Source organism: Macrococcus bovicus, assembly GCF_004359575.1.
Taxonomy (GTDB): domain Bacteria; phylum Bacillota; class Bacilli; order Staphylococcales; family Staphylococcaceae; genus Macrococcus; species Macrococcus bovicus.
Map to the genome: position 1 here is coordinate 33,215 of NZ_SCWF01000015.1, position 16,263 is coordinate 49,477.

The 16,263-nt window shown below is 42.5% G+C and carries 26 protein-coding genes; 4 read left to right on the forward strand and 22 right to left on the reverse strand.

The features are described 5' to 3' along the window. The 16 genes from ERX55_RS10525 to ERX55_RS10595 all read right to left on the reverse strand — a co-directional run bounded on the left by ERX55_RS10525 (position 1) and on the right by ERX55_RS10595 (position 7,137). Positions 1 to 231 (reverse strand): hypothetical protein, encoded by a 231-nt coding sequence (locus ERX55_RS10525; protein WP_133452546.1) that lies wholly within the window; start codon positions 229 to 231, stop codon positions 1 to 3. Next, a complete protein-coding gene (locus tag ERX55_RS10530; RefSeq protein WP_133452547.1) occupies positions 231 to 662 on the reverse strand; it encodes a GNAT family N-acetyltransferase in 432 nt (143 codons plus the stop codon). The genes ERX55_RS10525 and ERX55_RS10530 overlap by 1 nt, the downstream gene beginning before the upstream one ends. Continuing rightward, a complete protein-coding gene (locus tag ERX55_RS11470) occupies positions 625 to 795 on the reverse strand; it encodes a hypothetical protein (RefSeq protein WP_165983780.1) in 171 nt (56 codons plus the stop codon). Before ERX55_RS11470 ends, ERX55_RS10530 begins: the two co-directional genes overlap by 38 nt. Before the next feature lie 62 nt (positions 796 to 857). After that, positions 858 to 2,087, reverse strand: a complete 1,230-nt coding sequence (locus ERX55_RS10535; protein ID WP_133452548.1) for a DnaB helicase C-terminal domain-containing protein — start codon at positions 2,085 to 2,087, stop codon at positions 858 to 860. Next, entirely contained in the window at positions 2,080 to 2,433 is a 354-nt protein-coding gene (locus ERX55_RS10540; RefSeq protein WP_165983781.1) for a hypothetical protein, read from the reverse strand. Before ERX55_RS10540 ends, ERX55_RS10535 begins: the two co-directional genes overlap by 8 nt. Beyond that, on the reverse strand, positions 2,430 to 3,158 hold the full coding sequence (locus tag ERX55_RS10545) for a conserved phage C-terminal domain-containing protein (protein WP_133452550.1): 729 nt from the start codon (positions 3,156 to 3,158) through the stop codon (positions 2,430 to 2,432). The genes ERX55_RS10540 and ERX55_RS10545 overlap by 4 nt, the downstream gene beginning before the upstream one ends. Next, positions 3,151 to 3,372 carry a helix-turn-helix domain-containing protein gene (locus ERX55_RS10550; protein ID WP_208001533.1) on the reverse strand — a complete coding sequence of 74 codons (222 nt, stop codon included), beginning with the start codon at positions 3,370 to 3,372 and terminating at the stop codon, positions 3,151 to 3,153. Before ERX55_RS10550 ends, ERX55_RS10545 begins: the two co-directional genes overlap by 8 nt. Further along, complete coding sequence (locus tag ERX55_RS10555; RefSeq protein WP_133452551.1) at positions 3,365 to 4,036, reverse strand: putative HNHc nuclease; 672 nt, start codon at positions 4,034 to 4,036, stop codon at positions 3,365 to 3,367. The genes ERX55_RS10550 and ERX55_RS10555 overlap by 8 nt, the downstream gene beginning before the upstream one ends. 12 nt (positions 4,037 to 4,048) lie before the next feature. Next, on the reverse strand, positions 4,049 to 4,594 hold the full coding sequence (locus tag ERX55_RS10560) for an NUMOD4 domain-containing protein (RefSeq protein ID WP_133452552.1): 546 nt from the start codon (positions 4,592 to 4,594) through the stop codon (positions 4,049 to 4,051). Between the two features lie 12 nt (positions 4,595 to 4,606). Beyond that, the gene (locus ERX55_RS10565; protein ID WP_133452553.1) at positions 4,607 to 5,146 is read right to left on the reverse strand and encodes a single-stranded DNA-binding protein; all 540 of its coding nucleotides are present in this window, start codon (positions 5,144 to 5,146) and stop codon (positions 4,607 to 4,609) included. Then, positions 5,143 to 5,742 carry an ERF family protein gene (locus ERX55_RS10570; protein WP_133452554.1) on the reverse strand — a complete coding sequence of 200 codons (600 nt, stop codon included), beginning with the start codon at positions 5,740 to 5,742 and terminating at the stop codon, positions 5,143 to 5,145. Before ERX55_RS10570 ends, ERX55_RS10565 begins: the two co-directional genes overlap by 4 nt. Beyond that, complete coding sequence (locus ERX55_RS10575; RefSeq protein WP_133452555.1) at positions 5,735 to 5,959, reverse strand: DUF2483 family protein; 225 nt, start codon at positions 5,957 to 5,959, stop codon at positions 5,735 to 5,737. The genes ERX55_RS10570 and ERX55_RS10575 overlap by 8 nt, the downstream gene beginning before the upstream one ends. Further along, positions 5,956 to 6,198 (reverse strand): hypothetical protein, encoded by a 243-nt coding sequence (locus ERX55_RS10580; protein ID WP_133452556.1) that lies wholly within the window; start codon positions 6,196 to 6,198, stop codon positions 5,956 to 5,958. The genes ERX55_RS10575 and ERX55_RS10580 overlap by 4 nt, the downstream gene beginning before the upstream one ends. Before the next feature lie 102 nt (positions 6,199 to 6,300). Beyond that, positions 6,301 to 6,468, reverse strand: coding sequence for a hypothetical protein (locus ERX55_RS10585; RefSeq protein WP_208001534.1), 168 nt, complete (start codon positions 6,466 to 6,468; stop codon positions 6,301 to 6,303). A 166-nt stretch (positions 6,469 to 6,634) separates the two neighbouring features. Continuing rightward, positions 6,635 to 6,904, reverse strand: a complete 270-nt coding sequence (locus ERX55_RS10590; RefSeq protein ID WP_133452558.1) for a hypothetical protein — start codon at positions 6,902 to 6,904, stop codon at positions 6,635 to 6,637. A 2-nt stretch (positions 6,905 to 6,906) separates the two neighbouring features. Then, a complete protein-coding gene (locus ERX55_RS10595) occupies positions 6,907 to 7,137 on the reverse strand; it encodes a helix-turn-helix transcriptional regulator (protein ID WP_133452559.1) in 231 nt (76 codons plus the stop codon). 151 nt (positions 7,138 to 7,288) lie between these two features. Here ERX55_RS10595 and ERX55_RS10600 point away from each other — a divergent pair, with 151 nt between their 5' ends. The 4 genes from ERX55_RS10600 (at position 7,289) to ERX55_RS10615 (ending at position 9,820) form a co-directional block, all read left to right on the forward strand. After that, on the forward strand, positions 7,289 to 7,621 hold the full coding sequence (locus tag ERX55_RS10600) for a helix-turn-helix transcriptional regulator (protein ID WP_133452560.1): 333 nt from the start codon (positions 7,289 to 7,291) through the stop codon (positions 7,619 to 7,621). A 10-nt stretch (positions 7,622 to 7,631) separates the two neighbouring features. After that, positions 7,632 to 8,087 (forward strand): ImmA/IrrE family metallo-endopeptidase, encoded by a 456-nt coding sequence (locus tag ERX55_RS10605; protein ID WP_133452561.1) that lies wholly within the window; start codon positions 7,632 to 7,634, stop codon positions 8,085 to 8,087. 14 nt (positions 8,088 to 8,101) lie between these two features. Further along, entirely contained in the window at positions 8,102 to 8,599 is a 498-nt protein-coding gene (locus ERX55_RS10610; RefSeq protein ID WP_133452562.1) for an Ltp family lipoprotein, read from the forward strand. A 63-nt stretch (positions 8,600 to 8,662) separates the two neighbouring features. Next, positions 8,663 to 9,820: a tyrosine-type recombinase/integrase gene (locus ERX55_RS10615; protein WP_133452563.1), complete on the forward strand. Its 1,158-nt coding sequence runs from the start codon at positions 8,663 to 8,665 to the stop codon at positions 9,818 to 9,820. Positions 9,821 to 9,921: 101 nt separating this feature from the next. Here ERX55_RS10615 and glnA read toward each other — a convergent pair whose 3' ends face one another. From glnA to ERX55_RS10645, 6 genes are all read right to left on the reverse strand, one after another. Then, a complete protein-coding gene (glnA, locus tag ERX55_RS10620) occupies positions 9,922 to 11,259 on the reverse strand; it encodes a type I glutamate--ammonia ligase (RefSeq protein WP_133452564.1) in 1,338 nt (445 codons plus the stop codon). 18 nt (positions 11,260 to 11,277) lie between these two features. Beyond that, a complete protein-coding gene (locus ERX55_RS10625) occupies positions 11,278 to 11,583 on the reverse strand; it encodes a MerR family transcriptional regulator (RefSeq protein WP_424960692.1) in 306 nt (101 codons plus the stop codon). Between the two features lie 163 nt (positions 11,584 to 11,746). Further along, positions 11,747 to 12,964, reverse strand: coding sequence for a methionine gamma-lyase family protein (locus tag ERX55_RS10630; RefSeq protein WP_133452566.1), 1,218 nt, complete (start codon positions 12,962 to 12,964; stop codon positions 11,747 to 11,749). Continuing rightward, positions 12,957 to 14,231: a GTPase HflX gene (gene hflX, locus ERX55_RS10635; protein WP_133452567.1), complete on the reverse strand. Its 1,275-nt coding sequence runs from the start codon at positions 14,229 to 14,231 to the stop codon at positions 12,957 to 12,959. Before hflX ends, ERX55_RS10630 begins: the two co-directional genes overlap by 8 nt. 14 nt (positions 14,232 to 14,245) lie before the next feature. Further along, a complete protein-coding gene (gene miaA, locus ERX55_RS10640) occupies positions 14,246 to 15,172 on the reverse strand; it encodes a tRNA (adenosine(37)-N6)-dimethylallyltransferase MiaA (RefSeq protein WP_133452568.1) in 927 nt (308 codons plus the stop codon). Then, positions 15,165 to 16,064 carry an alpha/beta fold hydrolase gene (locus ERX55_RS10645; RefSeq protein ID WP_133452569.1) on the reverse strand — a complete coding sequence of 300 codons (900 nt, stop codon included), beginning with the start codon at positions 16,062 to 16,064 and terminating at the stop codon, positions 15,165 to 15,167. Before ERX55_RS10645 ends, miaA begins: the two co-directional genes overlap by 8 nt. Positions 16,065 to 16,263 lie beyond the last annotated feature (199 nt).

The window sequence follows — 16,263 nt, forward strand, 5'->3', positions numbered from 1 at the left end:
CTAGCCTTCCAGTAATTTCGGCTTAACTGCATCACGTTGAAGATTTTCGTCATAAGCAATTTTGGCTTTCAGTACAAGATTACCGTTAGAAATGACTTGAGAAGCTACCCCTGTGACTGTTCTCGCTCTCTCAATCTCCAGCTTCATTTCTTCCTCTGTCATTTCCGGATTGCTTAATCGTTCCAGTTGTTCAAATAAGTAACCATTTAAATCTCCTAAAGTGTTTTTCATCAATAGCCCTCCAATTTGAAATTCTGTATTTCATATAAATCATAGTAGTTATCACTGTTCCTTGATTTGACCTGTCCATCCACTCTTTCAAATCCAAGTTCCTTTAAGATGCGGATGACTTTCTCATTAGTCGGAAGCACTGTGAGGACAATAGGCTCCTTATACTTAATCAGCTGCTCTAAGGTCGCTTTGAAGTAACCTCGGCCATACTGATCATTCAGAATTGAGAAGCGCTTGAAGTGTTTTCTGTTCAATATGCGTTCCAGGGTAAATACAGCGACCGGTTTGTTTCCGTCCAGGACAATGTGCTGCGTTCCGTTCACATAGTCGAGAATCACATCTTCTCTTGTGAAGTAGTCCTTTTCCTCGAAGTAATCGAGGATATAAAGGACCTTATCTGGACGAACGTTGTTCATGTATGTGACTGCCATTCCAATCCATCCTTCCATATAGATCTCGTTCAAACTCTTCGCTTGCTGCATCGAAAGGCATATAATGCCCTTCATCCAGCAGCTGCTTTACAATCAATCCAGCTTTCATCCAGTAAATCTTGACTAGAGGCATTGTCTCCGCCTTGTATAGCTCTCTCAGGCGTTCCAAATAATCATCAATAGTAAATGAGTCATTCAACCGTAAAACCTCTGTGAAGCCTTGTAGAAGTCCATCTTGACGGTGCCTGTCTCCCCGTCCTTATTCTTCGCGATGATGCACTCAATTTCTGATTTACCTGGATTGTCTGGATCTGTTTGCTTTGTATAGTAATCATCACGATAGAGCATCATGATGATGTCTGCGTCCTGTTCCAGTCCTGATGCTTCTTTGAGGTCGGACATAATAGGTCGCTTGTCCTGACGCTGCTCGACACCCCTTGACAGCTGTGCTAGGGCGATGATAACTGAGTTTGTTTCCTTGGCCACAATCTTTAGTTCTCGACTGATCTGCTCAAGTTCAAGACGTCTATCCTTGCTTTTATCGTCTGACTTCATCAGCTGAATGTAGTCGAGAAAGATGATGTTGGTCTTATCAGGATGTTTAGCGATGATGCTTCTCAGCTTGGCAGGTGTGATGTTGTTCTTGTCATGTACATGAAAGTCCAGATTCTGATAGTATCCAATCCACTTAGTCACTAATTCAATTTCATCAGATGTCATCATGCCGCCATTCTTAAACTTCTTAAGTGGTACGTTCGACAGATTCGATAAGATACGTGTCGTGACTTTCACATCTTTTGTTTCAAGTGAGACAAAATGAACTGTGTTTTTCTGTGCCATCTGAAGGCCCATTGCGATTGCAAAGGCTGTCTTACCGATTGACGGCCGAGCGCCTATAATGTTGAACTGACTCGCATCAAATCCGTCTGTCAGTCCGTCGAGTGACTTGAAGCCTGTCAGAATACCCGACTTAGCATCGCTTGTGATGGTGTCCATGATCTGCAGCAGAACATCAGTCTTTGTATCTTCATCATCAATATCAATTTCATTCAGCTGCGTGATGGTCTGCTGAAGAAAGTTCTGCGATTCAACGGTAGGCTTCTCAATGTAATCCTGAGCAGCGCTAATGATCATCCTCTGTTTGTATGCGTTGATGACATCTATCTGATACTGCTTGAAGTGTGACTCAAAGATGAATTTGTCATTCCGCATACTGCCGATTGTCTTTTTATCAATCACTTGCTGATTAGATGCTCCGCTGACCTGGTACAGACTGGCCACATCTGCAAACCCTTTTTCTCTAAAGAATTGCAGCGTTGCCTTGATACTTTCATCAGATATCATGTTCGGTGTCACTTGTAGATCATCGTACAGCTTAGGAAACTTGATGAGTGAAGCAAGCAGGTTCTCTTCAAACTCAATCATCAGAGACACCTACTTTCTCATTCATGCCTTTCACTGCCTCTCGCAGCTTCTGCATGGCTTCCTCACGTTTCTTTCTGAGTACAGGGTCATTCAACTCTCTCTGTACTGCTGCAATATCAGCTGAGTAATCTTCAACAGGCTTGTCCTGGATCACTACAAGAAAGTCGCTAATAACTGGGGGAAACTTTTCGGTAGATACATAGCGATAAATTTTTTCTTTACTTAGTTGGTAATCGCCTTTTATTAGGATGCTGATCCAGACATCTGCTTGTTCTTTATCAAAGTTTATTTGATGGTAGGAAGTTTCAATTAACTTAATTAGTTCTAATGCTTCTTTAGGGGTCATTGCCATCCCTCCAAGAATGCGTCATATTTATCCTTAATATTTATATTGTTATTTTTTCGTTTCTTTGAAGGTTTTTGATTAAGATATTTTTCAAAGTTAGCTGGTCTGAATAAAGTACTAGGATTCAGATGCTTATCTTGATCAGTGTTTAACCATTCATCCACTTTTACATCTATAACTTTTTTAAAATCATCAATCGTTTTCCCTTCGCCAAGTCTCCCGTTGATAAATTCAACTGTCTGTTTAGTCTTATGAGAAAACTTTTTACCTGTTTTTTCATTTAAGTAATTAATGATTTCCTCGTGCGGTCTAGCATCGCTAGACGATATATTATTACTTGTATTATTAATACTTGTAATATTCTCTTTAGCGTTTGCATTAATAGGGGTATTAACCGTATGACTAACAGGGGTATTAGCGTTTGCATTAATAGGGGTTAATGCATCAACTAATGGGTATAACTTTCGCTGCTTGATTTCTTTGCCCTCATATATCATTTCATCTCTGAGATAGTTAAGTTTTTTCAGATTAGCTATCCGATTTGAAACTGTTATTTTATGAACGTTGTATAGTTTGGCAAAGTAACCATTTGAAGCAGTACAATATCCGTATTTATTTGATAATGCTGTTATTTCAGCGAAGAGTATTTTTTCGCTATCAGTCAGCCTATTATCGTATCTGACGTTAGCCGTCAGAATTGCATAGTAACTAGGTTGTTCAGTCATCTTGATACACCTTCTTTTTGAAAAGTGTATAAGGTTCTATTTTTAAATAGTTACATAATGTTTCTAAAGTACCGTATTGAATACCTTGACTTTCTCCACTTGCAATACTCATTAAAGTAGTTCTAGAGATACCTGTGCCTTCATGGACATCAGATATTTTTAAATTTCTTATAGCCATTTCGATACGAAAATTTTCACCGACTATTTTATTCACTTTTCTCACCTCTCAACATCGCATTAAGCTTGTCATCCACCTGGATCCAGCTGTCATGCAGATGATATTTTTCGTTAAAGCTGTCTATGCCTATCTGATGCTGTTCTCCATGATGTTGTCTGCATAAGGCAAGTACTTCGTTACCGTAGTGATTCATTTCGTTTCTGTTCATCCCTCGACCTATTGCGTGACGGTGTGCCAGGTCGCTGTGAGGCTTTCCACAGATGACACATTTACGCTTGATGGTTGCAAGGTAGATGAATCGCTTATCCTCTTTCATGAGGTCGCTTGTTTTGTAGTTAAGAGGGATGTCATGCAGGAATACCCATTCAAGAATTAGTTCGATTAGCTCTCTGGCTATCTGTTTAGTAGTGTCAGATAAGCTGATAGGTTTATAGCCTTTGATAGTTTCAAGATAGAACTGAAACGTCTGTCTCAGGTCGTCTTGGGGCTGGCCTGTGTATTCGTATATGTCATTCAGCAGTGCGAATATCTTCTTGCGCTGCTTGACTGTTATCTTGTGCGGATCAATCACTTCAAGGTTAGCTGCGACAGGTATCTCATTATCTAGTAGCTGCAATGTGTCATCATCTAGCGACACATTGCGGACTACTATGTCAAAGCGGCCATTCCCTCGGTGGTGGTATCTTTCGATTCTGGCCATGTCATCACTTCCTTACAGCTTGATTACTCTATATTGATTGCCATCTAAATCTTCAACCAATTTATAGCCTTTGCTCAATCGATCATTAATATATGAGTGACCTCTCTTTAGAAATTTATTTGCTCTCGCAATACTTCTAAATTCATATTCGATACCTATTGCATTGATCAACTTCACTTTCATGTTTGAACTTTGCAAATCGTTATCAAAGGCATGATTAGTATTTTCTTTATAAGTACACCACTCAAGATTTGAAACATGATTATTTCTGGGATTTCCGTCGATGTGATTAATGCATGTTTTGCCTGGCACTTCTGGAATAAATGCGAATGCTACAAGCCGATGCACAAGGAAAGTTTTATCTTTCTTGTCCTTCCAAAGAGAAACTCTGACGTCTCTTCCGTTAGGGTTCTTTTCTTTTAGTATTCTGGATTTCCATGTTCTAACACCATGTCTGACAGAATGCGTTTGTTTACCTTCTTTTGTTCTCACTCTGCCATGATCACTCACCTCGTAAATACCTTCGTAACCAACAACATCTTTCCAAACTTCATTCATCAGGCTCTACCATTAAAAAGGCGGATTATCCGAATCAAAATCGGATGTTGCCGGATTGTTGTAATGATTTTGTTGCGGTGGTGCCTGGTACTGCTGTTGAGGCTGTGCCTGGTATTGTTGTGGTGGAGCTTGCTGATATTGCTGGTGATATTGTTGTTGAGGTTGCTGTTGTTGTGGTTGATTAGCGAATGGATTGCTTTGTGGCTGTTGTTGCTGATTCTGTTGACTATCTTTTTTGGATTCGAGGAACTGCACGCTGTCTGCCACAACCTCTGTTACATAGACTTTACGGCCCTCATTGTTCTCATAGCTACGTGATTGCATCCGTCCTTGCACACCTACTAGTGAGCCTTTTGAGCAGTACTGGTTAACTACTTCAGCTGTCTTTCTGAAAGTGACAATATTGATAAAGTCAGCCTGCTGTTCACTATTCTGTGATTTGAAATTACGATTTACTGCTAGTGTGAACTTAGCTACTGGTATGCCTGATGGTGTGACCTGATACTCTACGTCTTTAGTCAGACGCCCTACTAATACGACATTGTTGATCATGATTGATTCCTCCAGTTATTTAATGTTTTGATGGCTTCATCAGCTGCCTGCATAGTCAGCTTTGTGTAGTCACGAATATTCAGGTTTTCTAGCACTGACTTTTCATCTGCTCCATAATCTTTTGCGAATGAAATGACTGCTGTTTTAAGTTCTCCCACTTTTTCTTGTGAGATAGGTGTCTGCTTTACCTGTTGCTTGTTACCACTGGCAGCATTACCGTCATCATCTTCATCACTTGTAATGCCAAAAATTGCAGATAATGAGTAGCGTTTGAGATAAGTGATTAAGGCACCTGCACCTTGGGCTGTATTCTTATCAGCATTCATGAACACTGGATCATACTCGATATATTCGCCGCTAGAGTGCATGAGCAGGGTTGCTACTCCTATACGTCCCTGTGCGTCATTCTGCGCCCACTGGGTAAATGATAAGCCGTGCTTAGGCGCTGACTCTGTGATGGACTCTACGACGCTCTCAAGTGGCACATATTTCGATTTGAAGAACGGGTTGTTTTTATCTTTGAGCGGCTGTTTTACTTCCGCCTGAAAGTTAGCCATGGCCTTTGACAGTTCGACGATTGATTCAGATTTATTCATTCGTTAGATCAACCCTTTCATAACTTATATTTGTTATTTCAGTACGCTTTATGATGTCGTGCGTTTCAAGTGTTGGTTGTTTATCGTTGCTGCCGTATCCAACAAACGGTTTGGCTTGTGAACGATTCGTGGTGTATGAAGTGCCATGTTCTGAATGAGAAGTAACGTAAAGATCAGCAACTTTCAATTTATAGATGTAACTGACTTGTTCGCTCATGATGACAGTCTCACTAACGACTGATTATTAAGAAACTGAATGTTACTTCTCAGCTGTTCAAGCACATCATAAGCCTCATCAACCGTACTGTTTGGATAGAGCCAAAGTGTTTTTAAATCCTCTTCGTCAAAAGTAATGAAGATTAAGCCTTGTTTAGCTCTAAGGCTAATCTCATGCTCGCAATGTTCGAGTTCTTCATGAATTTGCTGTAAAAAGTACAATCTTTCTGGACTGTTCATAATTTCCTCCTAGATTTCCTCTAGGCAAGATGCTACAATGTTAGTGTCTAATTAACTTGTGGCACATGCCTTTTGGTATGTGTTTTTTTATTTGCCCTGCTTTCAAATTTCCTCCCAGTACGCTACGCCTGACTCATGGTCATGGTACTCGTGACGGTCAGGTGCGCCGTAATCCTCCTCTAGCTGTTCCAGCTCATACATTGAGAAGAACGGTCTAGCTTTCATCACTTTCGATGCTGCTTCCTGTGCATGTAAATAACGTTCAGCCATTTCAAGGTTGTCCTCAATCACTCCTCACACCCCACTTTCGCTAAACCAAAGATACATATACTTATTAAGCTAAGTGCTGAAACAGTATAATCATTGATCGGTGCATTGTTAGCCACGAAGATTGCAACTGCGAAAATCAGTGCTATTGCGTATGACAGCAGTTTTTTCATTTCCCCACCCTCTCCAATACTTTTTTGTAAGCCTCCAGTACTTCCGGATAGAGATACAACACTCTCGAACCAATACGACGAGTCACTTCTACAATTTCTGGCTCGCAGGTAATGGTGTTGAGAAGTGTTGATCGTGACAGAGAAGTAATCTCGGAAAGCTGATTGATGTCTACCGTTGCAAACTCTAGCTCGAGATCTGCCATAACATTACCGACTTGCTTTTTGACCAGGTCGACAATTACTGCATCATCGATAGTAATATTCATGGTCAGACCTCCACGCGGTTATTTATGTCACCATTTTGGTGACATATAGGTAAAAAAATTTGATCAATAGGTAGTTCTAAATACTCAGATGCTTTGAACATTTCATCGGAATTGAACGGTATTTCTCCACGTTCTTTAGCACTATACGTGTTCCTAGACATACCAAGTATTTTGGCGAATTGATTTTGACTCAATTTACGTTCTTTTCTTAAGCGCCAAAGATACATTTGCATAAACTCACTCCTTTCATGACTATACTATATCACCATTTTGGTGACTTAACAAGTAAAATGAACAGTTTTTTTAGATTTTGACCAAAAAAATGTTCCATTTTGGTGACGCTTCCTATATAATGGGATTATCAAATCAAGGGAGAAAATAATTATGACAAACGAAGAACTTACACTTTATATAGCAAATCAAATTAAAAAAATGCGCGAATTTAGAAATATGAATCAACAAGATCTAGCTGAACGATTAAATATTACTAAACAAGCTGTAAGTAGATATGAGAATGGTCAACGCAAAGCAAATCAAGACGTTTTATTTGAATTGTCACATATTTTCGGATGCAGTATTAATGATTTCTTCCCTAAGAATGAGGCGAATACGAAACAAATTGAAACCATCGCAGCACACATTGACGATGATGTGACTGAAGAAGAGATGCAGGAGATCCTGGACTTCATCGAGTTTAAAAAACGCAATCGTAAATAGGAGTGATATTATGCAGCAGCACGAGAGGTTACATAATATTGTGCCTGAAGTCAAAGTGAGCTACCTGGATTATATGCCTAATAAATTAGCTGGTTTATACCTGGATAACGAGATCTGCATCAACAAAAACCAAGGCTACTATCGCAATACCGGTACCCTTGCTGAAGAGATTGGCCACTATTTCACTTCGCACGGCCATATTACTGATTATGCGAATAATATTAATCATGCTAAGCAGGAGCTTGTCGCTCGTCGCTATGGCATCAAACTACTTTTACCGTTAGAACGTCTGATTGAGTGTTATAACTTAGGAATCACCACTGAATACGAGATGGTGCTGCACCTGGAGATTGACAACAAGTATTTAAAAGATGCTATTGAAGATTACAAGAATAAGTTCGGGTTATGGGTTAAATACGAGGGATATTTAATCGGCTTTGAGCCGTTAGATATAAAAAAACTATAGAGGATGGTATTGAAATGAACTACAAAATGTTAACGGGTACACTGATCGCGTCATCATTATTGTTAGCTGCGTGTGGCCAAGCTGAAGATGCCGCTAAAGATGCAGGTAAAAAAGTTGAGGAAACTGCAAAAGACGCAGGAAAGAAAGTGGAAGAAACGTCTAAAACAACTGCTGACACTGCCAAAGAATCTACTAAAGATGTTAAAGCACCTAACGGTGAAGCTGAGAAAGCACTTAATAAAGCTAAAACTTATTCAGATACAATGTTTATGAGTAAAAAAGGAATCTACAACCAACTTACATCTCAAGCTGATAAATTCAATGCGAACGACGCTAAGTGGGCTGTCGATAACTTAAAAGCTGATTACAAAAAGAATGCTTTAGAAAAAGCTAAACAGTATTCTGAAACACAAAATATGTCGGTTGATGCGATTAAAACACAATTAACATCACAATTTGATGCCTTCACTGAAGAAGAAGCTCAATATGCAGTAGATAACTTAAACAAGTAAATAAGTAAGGGTATCTCTATACCCTTCTTTTTTTACACTATTTTTGAGGAAAGGATTGATATTATGGCCAGTATTGATAAGAAAAACGGTAAATATAGGGTGCGTGTAAGTTATAAAGATGAATCAGGAAAACGTAAATTTTTATCACGAGAAGGCATTGAGACGAAGAATGAAGCAAAGAAGATTGCGACGGATCTTGAATATAACTTGAAGTCCTATGTAATTAAATCAGCTACTCCTACTCTATTTGAGTACCTTGAAGAGTATATCGAGGCATACCGTATAGGTAAAGCGAGTCCTGCAACTGTAGATATGGATAGAGGCAGTTTAAAAAGGCTGTTTGAAATTAAGACCAAGGATGAAAACGGAAATACTAAAACAGTTAAGCTATACGACAAATCAATCACCCTGGACAAACTGACAGGCACCAAACATCAGAAAATCATAAACAAGCTATTTGAAAACGGCCGCAGTTTATCTACTGTGAAGAAAACCAATTCCCTCATGTATCGGGCCATGGAACGAGCGAAGTATGACGGCTACATCACTCATAATCCTGCTGAGCTTATTGAATATAAATCAACTGGCAAGGCTAAAACAGCTGAGTATATACCACATGATAAAATAGAAGCCTTTCTTGAAGATGTGAACCGCAGAAACGTCTATCATTATTTTCTCTTTAGACTCATTATTGAGACTGGTCTGCGTGTAGGTGAAGCATGTGCTTTGACGTTTCAGGATATTGACCGTACCAATAATATTATCCATGTAACTAAATCGTATGATCAGAAAAGAGATATGCTTGGTGAAACCAAGACAAAGAATCATCGGGATGTATATATCACTCAATCGCTGAGTAATGAAATATTCAAGTTACTTCAGCTGCATAATGCGAACAAAATTATTAATAACAAGCTCTATAACAACAAATACAATTTTATATTTGTTGATGCATTCGGCAATCCTATATCAAGATCATCCATCCATAACACGATGATTTACTGCAGCAATAAAATACTGGGTGAAAAACTCTCGGTCCATAAACTAAGACATACACATGCGACTCTATTACTTGAAGCTGGTGTCCCAATGAAAGTTATCCAGGAGCGTTTAGGACACCAATCGATGGAAATGACAGAAAAGGTTTATGCGCATGTTACACCTAAAATGAATCAGACTGCCCTGGATGATTACGAGAAATACATCAAAAAAGTATTCTGATGTGTCCCAAATGTGTCCTAGGTGTCAATTTAAGATTAAAGGACACATATCTAAACAAAATAAAAAACCCTCAAAGACTTTAGCTTCAAGGGTTAAACCTCTTAATATTGTTTCAGGTACTGCTCTTTCTCCCATTCACTTACTTGCATACGATACATATCCCATTCAATTGTTTTTGAATTGATGAACTGACGGTAAATATGTTCGCCCAATGCTTCTTTCATTGCGCCGTCTTCTTTCATCGCTTTGATGGCTGTATACAGGGTTGATGGAAGATCTTCGATACCGACCGCTTCTCTTTCTTCACGGTTCATTTCATAGATGTTCTGATCCACTGGTGCTGGCGCTTCTAATTTGTTCTTGATTCCATCAAGTCCTGCTTGCAGAATCGTCGCAAGCGCCATATATGGGTTCGCTGCTGGGTCTACTGAACGTACTTCTACACGCGTTGAGATACCACGTGATGCTGGAATACGGACAAGTGGTGAACGGTTCTGTCCACTCCATGCGATGTACACAGGTGCTTCGTATCCTGGTACTAATCGTTTGTATGAGTTGACCAATGGGTTACATACCGCTGTAAATCCTCTTGCATGTTTCATAATCCCTGCGATGAAGTGACGTGCATCGTCTGATAATTCCATGTCACCATTTGGATCGTAGAATGCATTCTCTTTCGGTCCTTTGAAGAGTGAAACGTTGAAGTGCATACCTGATCCGCTTAAACCAAATACAGGTTTCGGCATGAATGTCGCATGAAGGTTATGTTTACGAGCAATTGTTTTGACTACTAATTTGAATGTCTGAATGTTATCACATGCAGTGACCGCATCGGCATATTTGAAGTCGATTTCGTGCTGACCTGGCGCTACTTCGTGGTGAGACGCTTCGATGTCAAAGCCCATGTCTTCTAATTCAAGCACGATATCACGGCGGCAGTTCTCACCGAGGTCAGTCGGTGCTAGGTCGAAATAACCCCCATTATCATTCAGCTCAGTTGTCGGTTCGCCTTTTTCATCCAGTTTGAATAAGAAGAATTCAGGTTCCGGTCCTAAGTTGAAGTCTGTAAAGCCCATCTCTTCCATTTCTTTTAAGACACGTTTTAAGTTCGCACGTGGGTCGCCAGAGAAGGGCGTGCCGTCCGGTTTATGGATATCACAGATGAGACGTGCCACTTTACCTTTGTCTGAAGTCCACGGGAAGATCACCCATGTATCAAGGTCAGGATAAAGTTTCATATCTGATTCCTCGATACGGACAAACCCTTCGATTGACGAACCATCGAACATCATTTCGTTGTCGAGTGCTTTTTCAAGCTGGCTGACTGGAATCTCTACGTTCTTGATGGTCCCCAGAATGTCTGTAAACTGCAAACGTAAGAATCGTACATTCTCTTCATTTGCAAAACGGATGATATCTTCTCTCGTAAATTTAGCCATAATAGCCTCCAATGTTTTTTATTGATAAAATCTTGATAAATCCCCGCGGTTAAGTGGAACTCTGCCGGTCGGTTTAAAGATGTCATCATATAGACTCTCTCTTAATTTCTGTTCATCCTTCGACAGATCCTTGTTTTCCTCAAGCATGATCTGTTTGATTCCTTTGATGGTGAAGCCTTTTTCAAGCAGCAGTTTGATCTCCAGCAGTCTGTCTAAATCATTCATCGAAAATAATCGCTGGTTGCCTTCTGTCCGCTGTGGTGCTACAAGGTCATGCGTTTCATAATAGCGAATCTGGCGGGCAGTAAGCTCCGTCAGTTTCATGACAACGCTGATCGGAAACACAGGCAGTTGTCTTCTTAATCGATCTGACACAGCATCTCCTCCTTGCATGGTTATAATCTAACATACTTTTTTTCAGAAAACAAATCCATGTCAGGAAAGCTGACATGGATTTTATAATCGGTTATCTGGCAGAGAGAATCCCTTACTCCTGCATGGTTTTCACTGCGCTGATGATAGCGAGTTTGACGTGCTCATAAGTCAGTCCGCCCTGGACATACGCCTCATAAGGCGCACGCAGCGGGCCGTCAGCTGTCAGTTCGATTGAGGCACCTTGAATGAATGTGCCCGCTGCCATGATGACATCATCTTCGTACCCCGGCATATAGGCAGGCATCGGCGCAAATCTGGAATTGATCGGACTCGCACTCTGGATAGCCTGACAGAAAGTGATCATTTTCTCGGCGTCATTAAAAGTGACTGACTGGATTAAATCCGTGCGTACATCGTCGAATCTCGGACTCGTCGTCATCCCCAGCTCTTCCAGGAGCGCCGCTGTAAATACCGCCCCTTTCAAGCTCTGACTGACGACATGAGGCGCCAGGAAAAATCCCTGATACATCTCATGCAGGCTGTATAAGGATGCGCCTGCCTCTTTACCGATTCCGGGCGCTGTCAGTCTGTAGCCGATCCGTTCAATGAGCGCCTGACGTCCAGCTATATAGCCGCCTATCTTGCAGATACCTCCGCCCGGGTTCTTGATGAGAGAGCCGGCGATCAGGTCTGCGCCTACTTCTATTGGTTCCCGTTCTTCTACAAACTCCCCGTAACAGTTATCGACAAAAATGATCTTGTCCGGGAACTTTTCTTTGATAGCCTGAATAGCTGTCTCCAGCTGACGGATAGTTAATGATGGCCGGGAGGCATATCCTTTTGAACGCTGAATGGCGATGACTTTCGTCTCTGCTGTCACAGTCGCCATCACCGCTTCTAAATCGATGTCCCCGTCTTTCAAGTCGACAGTCCGGTACGTGACCCCGTTCTCTATGAGGGAGCCGATACCGTTGCCGTTCACGCCGATGACTTCTAGTAGTGTGTCATACGGTTCACCTGTAATATAGAGGAGTTCATCTCCATATTTCAGATGGCTGGACAAAGCGAGGGTGATCGCATGTGTACCTGAAATCACCTGCGGACGGACAATCGCGTCCTCTGCTTTAAAGACCCTGGCATAAAGGGCTTCAAGCTGATCACGTCCCGTGTCATCATACCCGTAGCCGAAAGTACCGATAAGATCACTTTCAGCAATCTGCTGCGCCTGAAAGGCACTCAGCACCTTCTCCTGATTGCTGAGTGCGCGTGCTTCAATCTCTTCATGGATGGGTCTGATTTTCTGTTCTATCTCTTTAATTAATTCATTCATGACTCTCTCTCTTTTCCCTTATTCTGCCGACAATGCTGCTGTTATCCCGTGCATATCCCTTCACCGCATATCGTTCTGTCTGCTCATCAAATTCAATGGATTCGACAAGTGTCTCCTGTTTGAGCTGACTGATGATTTTACCGCTGTCAGCTCCAAGTTTAGTGTCATAGGGGGTGAACTGTGTCTGGATGAAGTCACTTAATGTCTTCTTGACCTCTGCCACATCAGCGGCGCTACGTGACGTCACATAGCGAGTATCGAATGTATTCTCTACCGGCTGCTCGCTTAAAAGGTCACGCTTATTCAGCAAGGTCAGGACGGGAATATGGCTCATATCCAGTGACTTCAGAAGCGTCTGCACCGTTTCTATATGGCCGCTGTAATTCGGATGACTGCGGTCTACCACATGAATCAGGATATCCGCATATTTCGCTTCTTCCAGCGTCGAACTGAAGGCCTCAACAAGATGAGTCGGCAGGTGCTGGATGAAGCCTACTGTATCTGACAGCAGGACTTGGAAGCCGTCATTAACCGTCATCAGTTTGGACTTCGGATCGAGTGTCGCAAAGAGTAAATTCTCTTCGAATGTCTCACTGTCAGTCAGCTGATTGAACCAGGAAGACTTCCCCGCGTTGGTATAGCCTACTAGCGCAACCTGGAAGACCTCATGTTTCCGCCGGTTCTCACGATATCGTGCCCGGTGCTTCTTGATTTCTTCCAGCTGAACCTTGATGTCATGGATACGCGACCTGATATGCCGGCGATTGGTCTCGAGCTTCGTCTCCCCTGGACCTCTCGTCCCGATCCCTCCGCCCAGCCTTGACAGGCTGACGCCGTGTCCGGACAGCCGCGGCAGCAGATATTCATTCTGTGCGAGCTCCACCTGCAGCTGACCTTCACGAGACCGGGCACGCTGAGCGAAGATATCGAGAATCAGCTGCGTCCGGTCAATGACCTTAACATCGAATGCTTCCGCCAGATGTTTCGACTGGCTGGTCGTCAGTTCATCATTGACAATGATGACATCAAACTCAATATCCTCACGCTCTCTCTGTTCGAGGATCTCTTCTATACGTCCTTTACCTAAATAAGTCGCGCTGTCTGAGCGCTCTCTGTTCTGGGTATACTGCGCTTCTACATCCAGGCCAGCTGTCTCACATAATGAACTGATTTCGTTCAGAGACTCACTGAATTCAAAATCATCCTGAGACTTCAGCTGCACAGCAAGTATGATAGCACGTTCGCGCGCTTTTTGGGTTTCATTCATTTTTGATTTCAAGCTCACACCTCATTTTCTGCCATTCTTCTGATGATATCTGTCACAATCTCCTCGGTTGTCTGCTGTTCAGTATCATACCACGTCAAACTGAGCTGATTTCTGAACCAGGTCAGCTGACGTTTAGCGAAACGACGGGAATTCTGCTTCAGCTGTGTCAACGCCTCTTCCAATGTCAGATTGCCATTTAAATAGCTGATGATTTCCTTATAGCCGATTGCGGTCATACTACGGGTGTGTCCATAACCCGCTTCTTTGAGTCGTGTGACCTCTTCAATCAGTCCTGCTTCCACCATCTTATCCACGCGCTGATTGATGCGGTCATACAAATGACGCCGCTCCATATTCAGGCCGACTAATGTCACATCATACTGTTCTGCCAGCGCAGCACTTCTTGACTGCTGAGTGATCGACTGACCGTGTACGTGATAATAGACAAGCGCGCGGAGCACTCTCTGCTGATTGTGAGGATGAATCTCGTCTGCTGCTGCCGGGTCTGACTGCTGCAATAAAGTATACTGTTCTGCCGGAGACAGGGCTTCAAACTGTTTTTCATACTTCTGAGTCTCGGCCGGGTTCTCATCTGAAAAACCGTAGTCATAGATGACTGACTGAACATATAGCCCGGTACCGCCGACAATCATCGGAATATGACCCCGTGCATGGACCTCTTCAATCAGGGCTTCAGCCATTTTTTTAAAGGCGGCAGCAGAATAGCTCTCGTCCGGCTCTAAAATATCAATCAGGTGATGGGGGACACCCTCTGTCTCCTCGGTCGTTATTTTAGCTGAGCCGATATCCATGCCGCGGTAGACTTGAATCGCATCACCACTGATAACCTCCCCGTTGATACGCTTCGCCAGTTCAATACTGAGCGCCGTTTTTCCGACAGCAGTCGGACCGACAATGATGACCAGTGGAATCTTAGTCATGGCTCACCTGTTCCAGCCAGCGTGCCATACGCTCCATGACTTCAGTCTGATTGGATTCCAGCAGCACTTCATGCCGTGAATGGCTGTAGAGCTGCACTGTGACATGCTCGATGCCTGCTTCCTTGTAGAGGTGACCTAGACGATCGATGCCTTTACCAAAGTTTGAGAAGGCATCCTCTTTTCCTGACACGAGGAGAATCGGCATGTGCTTATTCATTCTCTTCAGCTGGCGTTTCTGCTGCGTCAGTTTCAGCGATTTTAAAATTTCCTTATAGGCATTCAGCGACATATTGAAGCCGGTGAGCGGATCGTCAATAAACCGCTGCACTTTCTCAGGATCTGCACTTAACCAGTCGGACGGTGTCGTCAGCGGTCTGAACTTCCTGTTGAACTGCTTGAGCGTCACCTTATTGGCAAAGTCCCCTTTATGATCTTTACCGTTGACTGCGATCATTCCTCTGAGGAGCTGTAGGGCTGCCGCCATTTTTGCATCAAAGTAGCTCGTCCCGCTCAGGATAAGTGCCGCAAAGTGTTCGGGATACATCGTCACGTAGCGTCTCGCCACTACCGATCCCATAGAGTGACCGATCAGGACGACCGGTCTGTCAGGGACTTTGAATGTCTCAAGAATTTCCGCGCTGTGCTGCACTAATTGCTGCATGCTGTCGAAATGACCTTTCTCATCATCTTGAACCAGACCGCCGTGGCCGACGTGATTATGCATGATGACTTTATAGCCGCGTGCCTTAAAATACTGACCTAAATCCTGATAACGGTCCATGTGTTCCGCCATCCCGTGCAGAAATTGCACCGTACCGATCGGATGGTCTGGTGTGAAGGTCATGACTTCTGTCTGATGATTATCTGCTAATGTAACTGTAAACTTCTCCATCAATCTCACTCCTTGGCACTATTATACTATTAATTCAGTGATTAATCGCATAAAAAAAGAGGCCGCAGCCTCTGATATGCTCCCTATAAAGTAGACACTTAAAAAAGTAAAACTTTATAGGGAGTTTTTCTATGCGAAAAATCAAGCTATCACCGGAAACATTTCAGCAAATCTTCGATTTATATGAGGAAGGTCATTC

What these genes read in the sequence shown, in the direction of transcription:
- ERX55_RS10525 (WP_133452546.1), bottom strand. Translation starts at nt 231, where the DNA reads ATGAAAAACACTTTAGGAGATTTAAATGGTTACTTATTTGAACAACTG.
- ERX55_RS10530 (WP_133452547.1), bottom strand. Translation starts at nt 662, where the DNA reads ATGGCAGTCACATACATGAACAACGTTCGTCCAGATAAGGTCCTTTAT.
- ERX55_RS11470 (WP_165983780.1), bottom strand. Translation starts at nt 795, where the DNA reads ATGCCTCTAGTCAAGATTTACTGGATGAAAGCTGGATTGATTGTAAAG.
- ERX55_RS10535 (WP_133452548.1), bottom strand. Translation starts at nt 2,087, where the DNA reads ATGATTGAGTTTGAAGAGAACCTGCTTGCTTCACTCATCAAGTTTCCT.
- ERX55_RS10540 (WP_165983781.1), bottom strand. Translation starts at nt 2,433, where the DNA reads ATGACCCCTAAAGAAGCATTAGAACTAATTAAGTTAATTGAAACTTCC.
- ERX55_RS10545 (WP_133452550.1), bottom strand. Translation starts at nt 3,158, where the DNA reads ATGACTGAACAACCTAGTTACTATGCAATTCTGACGGCTAACGTCAGA.
- ERX55_RS10555 (WP_133452551.1), bottom strand. Translation starts at nt 4,036, where the DNA reads ATGGCCAGAATCGAAAGATACCACCACCGAGGGAATGGCCGCTTTGAC.
- ERX55_RS10560 (WP_133452552.1), bottom strand. Translation starts at nt 4,594, where the DNA reads ATGAATGAAGTTTGGAAAGATGTTGTTGGTTACGAAGGTATTTACGAG.
- ERX55_RS10565 (WP_133452553.1), bottom strand. Translation starts at nt 5,146, where the DNA reads ATGATCAACAATGTCGTATTAGTAGGGCGTCTGACTAAAGACGTAGAG.
- ERX55_RS10570 (WP_133452554.1), bottom strand. Translation starts at nt 5,742, where the DNA reads ATGAATAAATCTGAATCAATCGTCGAACTGTCAAAGGCCATGGCTAAC.
- ERX55_RS10575 (WP_133452555.1), bottom strand. Translation starts at nt 5,959, where the DNA reads ATGAGCGAACAAGTCAGTTACATCTATAAATTGAAAGTTGCTGATCTT.
- ERX55_RS10580 (WP_133452556.1), bottom strand. Translation starts at nt 6,198, where the DNA reads ATGAACAGTCCAGAAAGATTGTACTTTTTACAGCAAATTCATGAAGAA.
- ERX55_RS10585 (WP_208001534.1), bottom strand. Translation starts at nt 6,468, where the DNA reads ATGGCTGAACGTTATTTACATGCACAGGAAGCAGCATCGAAAGTGATG.
- ERX55_RS10590 (WP_133452558.1), bottom strand. Translation starts at nt 6,904, where the DNA reads ATGAATATTACTATCGATGATGCAGTAATTGTCGACCTGGTCAAAAAG.
- ERX55_RS10595 (WP_133452559.1), bottom strand. Translation starts at nt 7,137, where the DNA reads ATGCAAATGTATCTTTGGCGCTTAAGAAAAGAACGTAAATTGAGTCAA.
- ERX55_RS10600 (WP_133452560.1), top strand. Translation starts at nt 7,289, where the DNA reads ATGACAAACGAAGAACTTACACTTTATATAGCAAATCAAATTAAAAAA.
- ERX55_RS10605 (WP_133452561.1), top strand. Translation starts at nt 7,632, where the DNA reads ATGCAGCAGCACGAGAGGTTACATAATATTGTGCCTGAAGTCAAAGTG.
- ERX55_RS10610 (WP_133452562.1), top strand. Translation starts at nt 8,102, where the DNA reads ATGAACTACAAAATGTTAACGGGTACACTGATCGCGTCATCATTATTG.
- ERX55_RS10615 (WP_133452563.1), top strand. Translation starts at nt 8,663, where the DNA reads ATGGCCAGTATTGATAAGAAAAACGGTAAATATAGGGTGCGTGTAAGT.
- glnA (WP_133452564.1), bottom strand. Translation starts at nt 11,259, where the DNA reads ATGGCTAAATTTACGAGAGAAGATATCATCCGTTTTGCAAATGAAGAG.
- ERX55_RS10625 (WP_424960692.1), bottom strand. Translation starts at nt 11,583, where the DNA reads ATGAAACTGACGGAGCTTACTGCCCGCCAGATTCGCTATTATGAAACG.
- ERX55_RS10630 (WP_133452566.1), bottom strand. Translation starts at nt 12,964, where the DNA reads ATGAATGAATTAATTAAAGAGATAGAACAGAAAATCAGACCCATCCAT.
- hflX (WP_133452567.1), bottom strand. Translation starts at nt 14,231, where the DNA reads ATGAATGAAACCCAAAAAGCGCGCGAACGTGCTATCATACTTGCTGTG.
- miaA (WP_133452568.1), bottom strand. Translation starts at nt 15,172, where the DNA reads ATGACTAAGATTCCACTGGTCATCATTGTCGGTCCGACTGCTGTCGGA.
- ERX55_RS10645 (WP_133452569.1), bottom strand. Translation starts at nt 16,064, where the DNA reads ATGGAGAAGTTTACAGTTACATTAGCAGATAATCATCAGACAGAAGTC.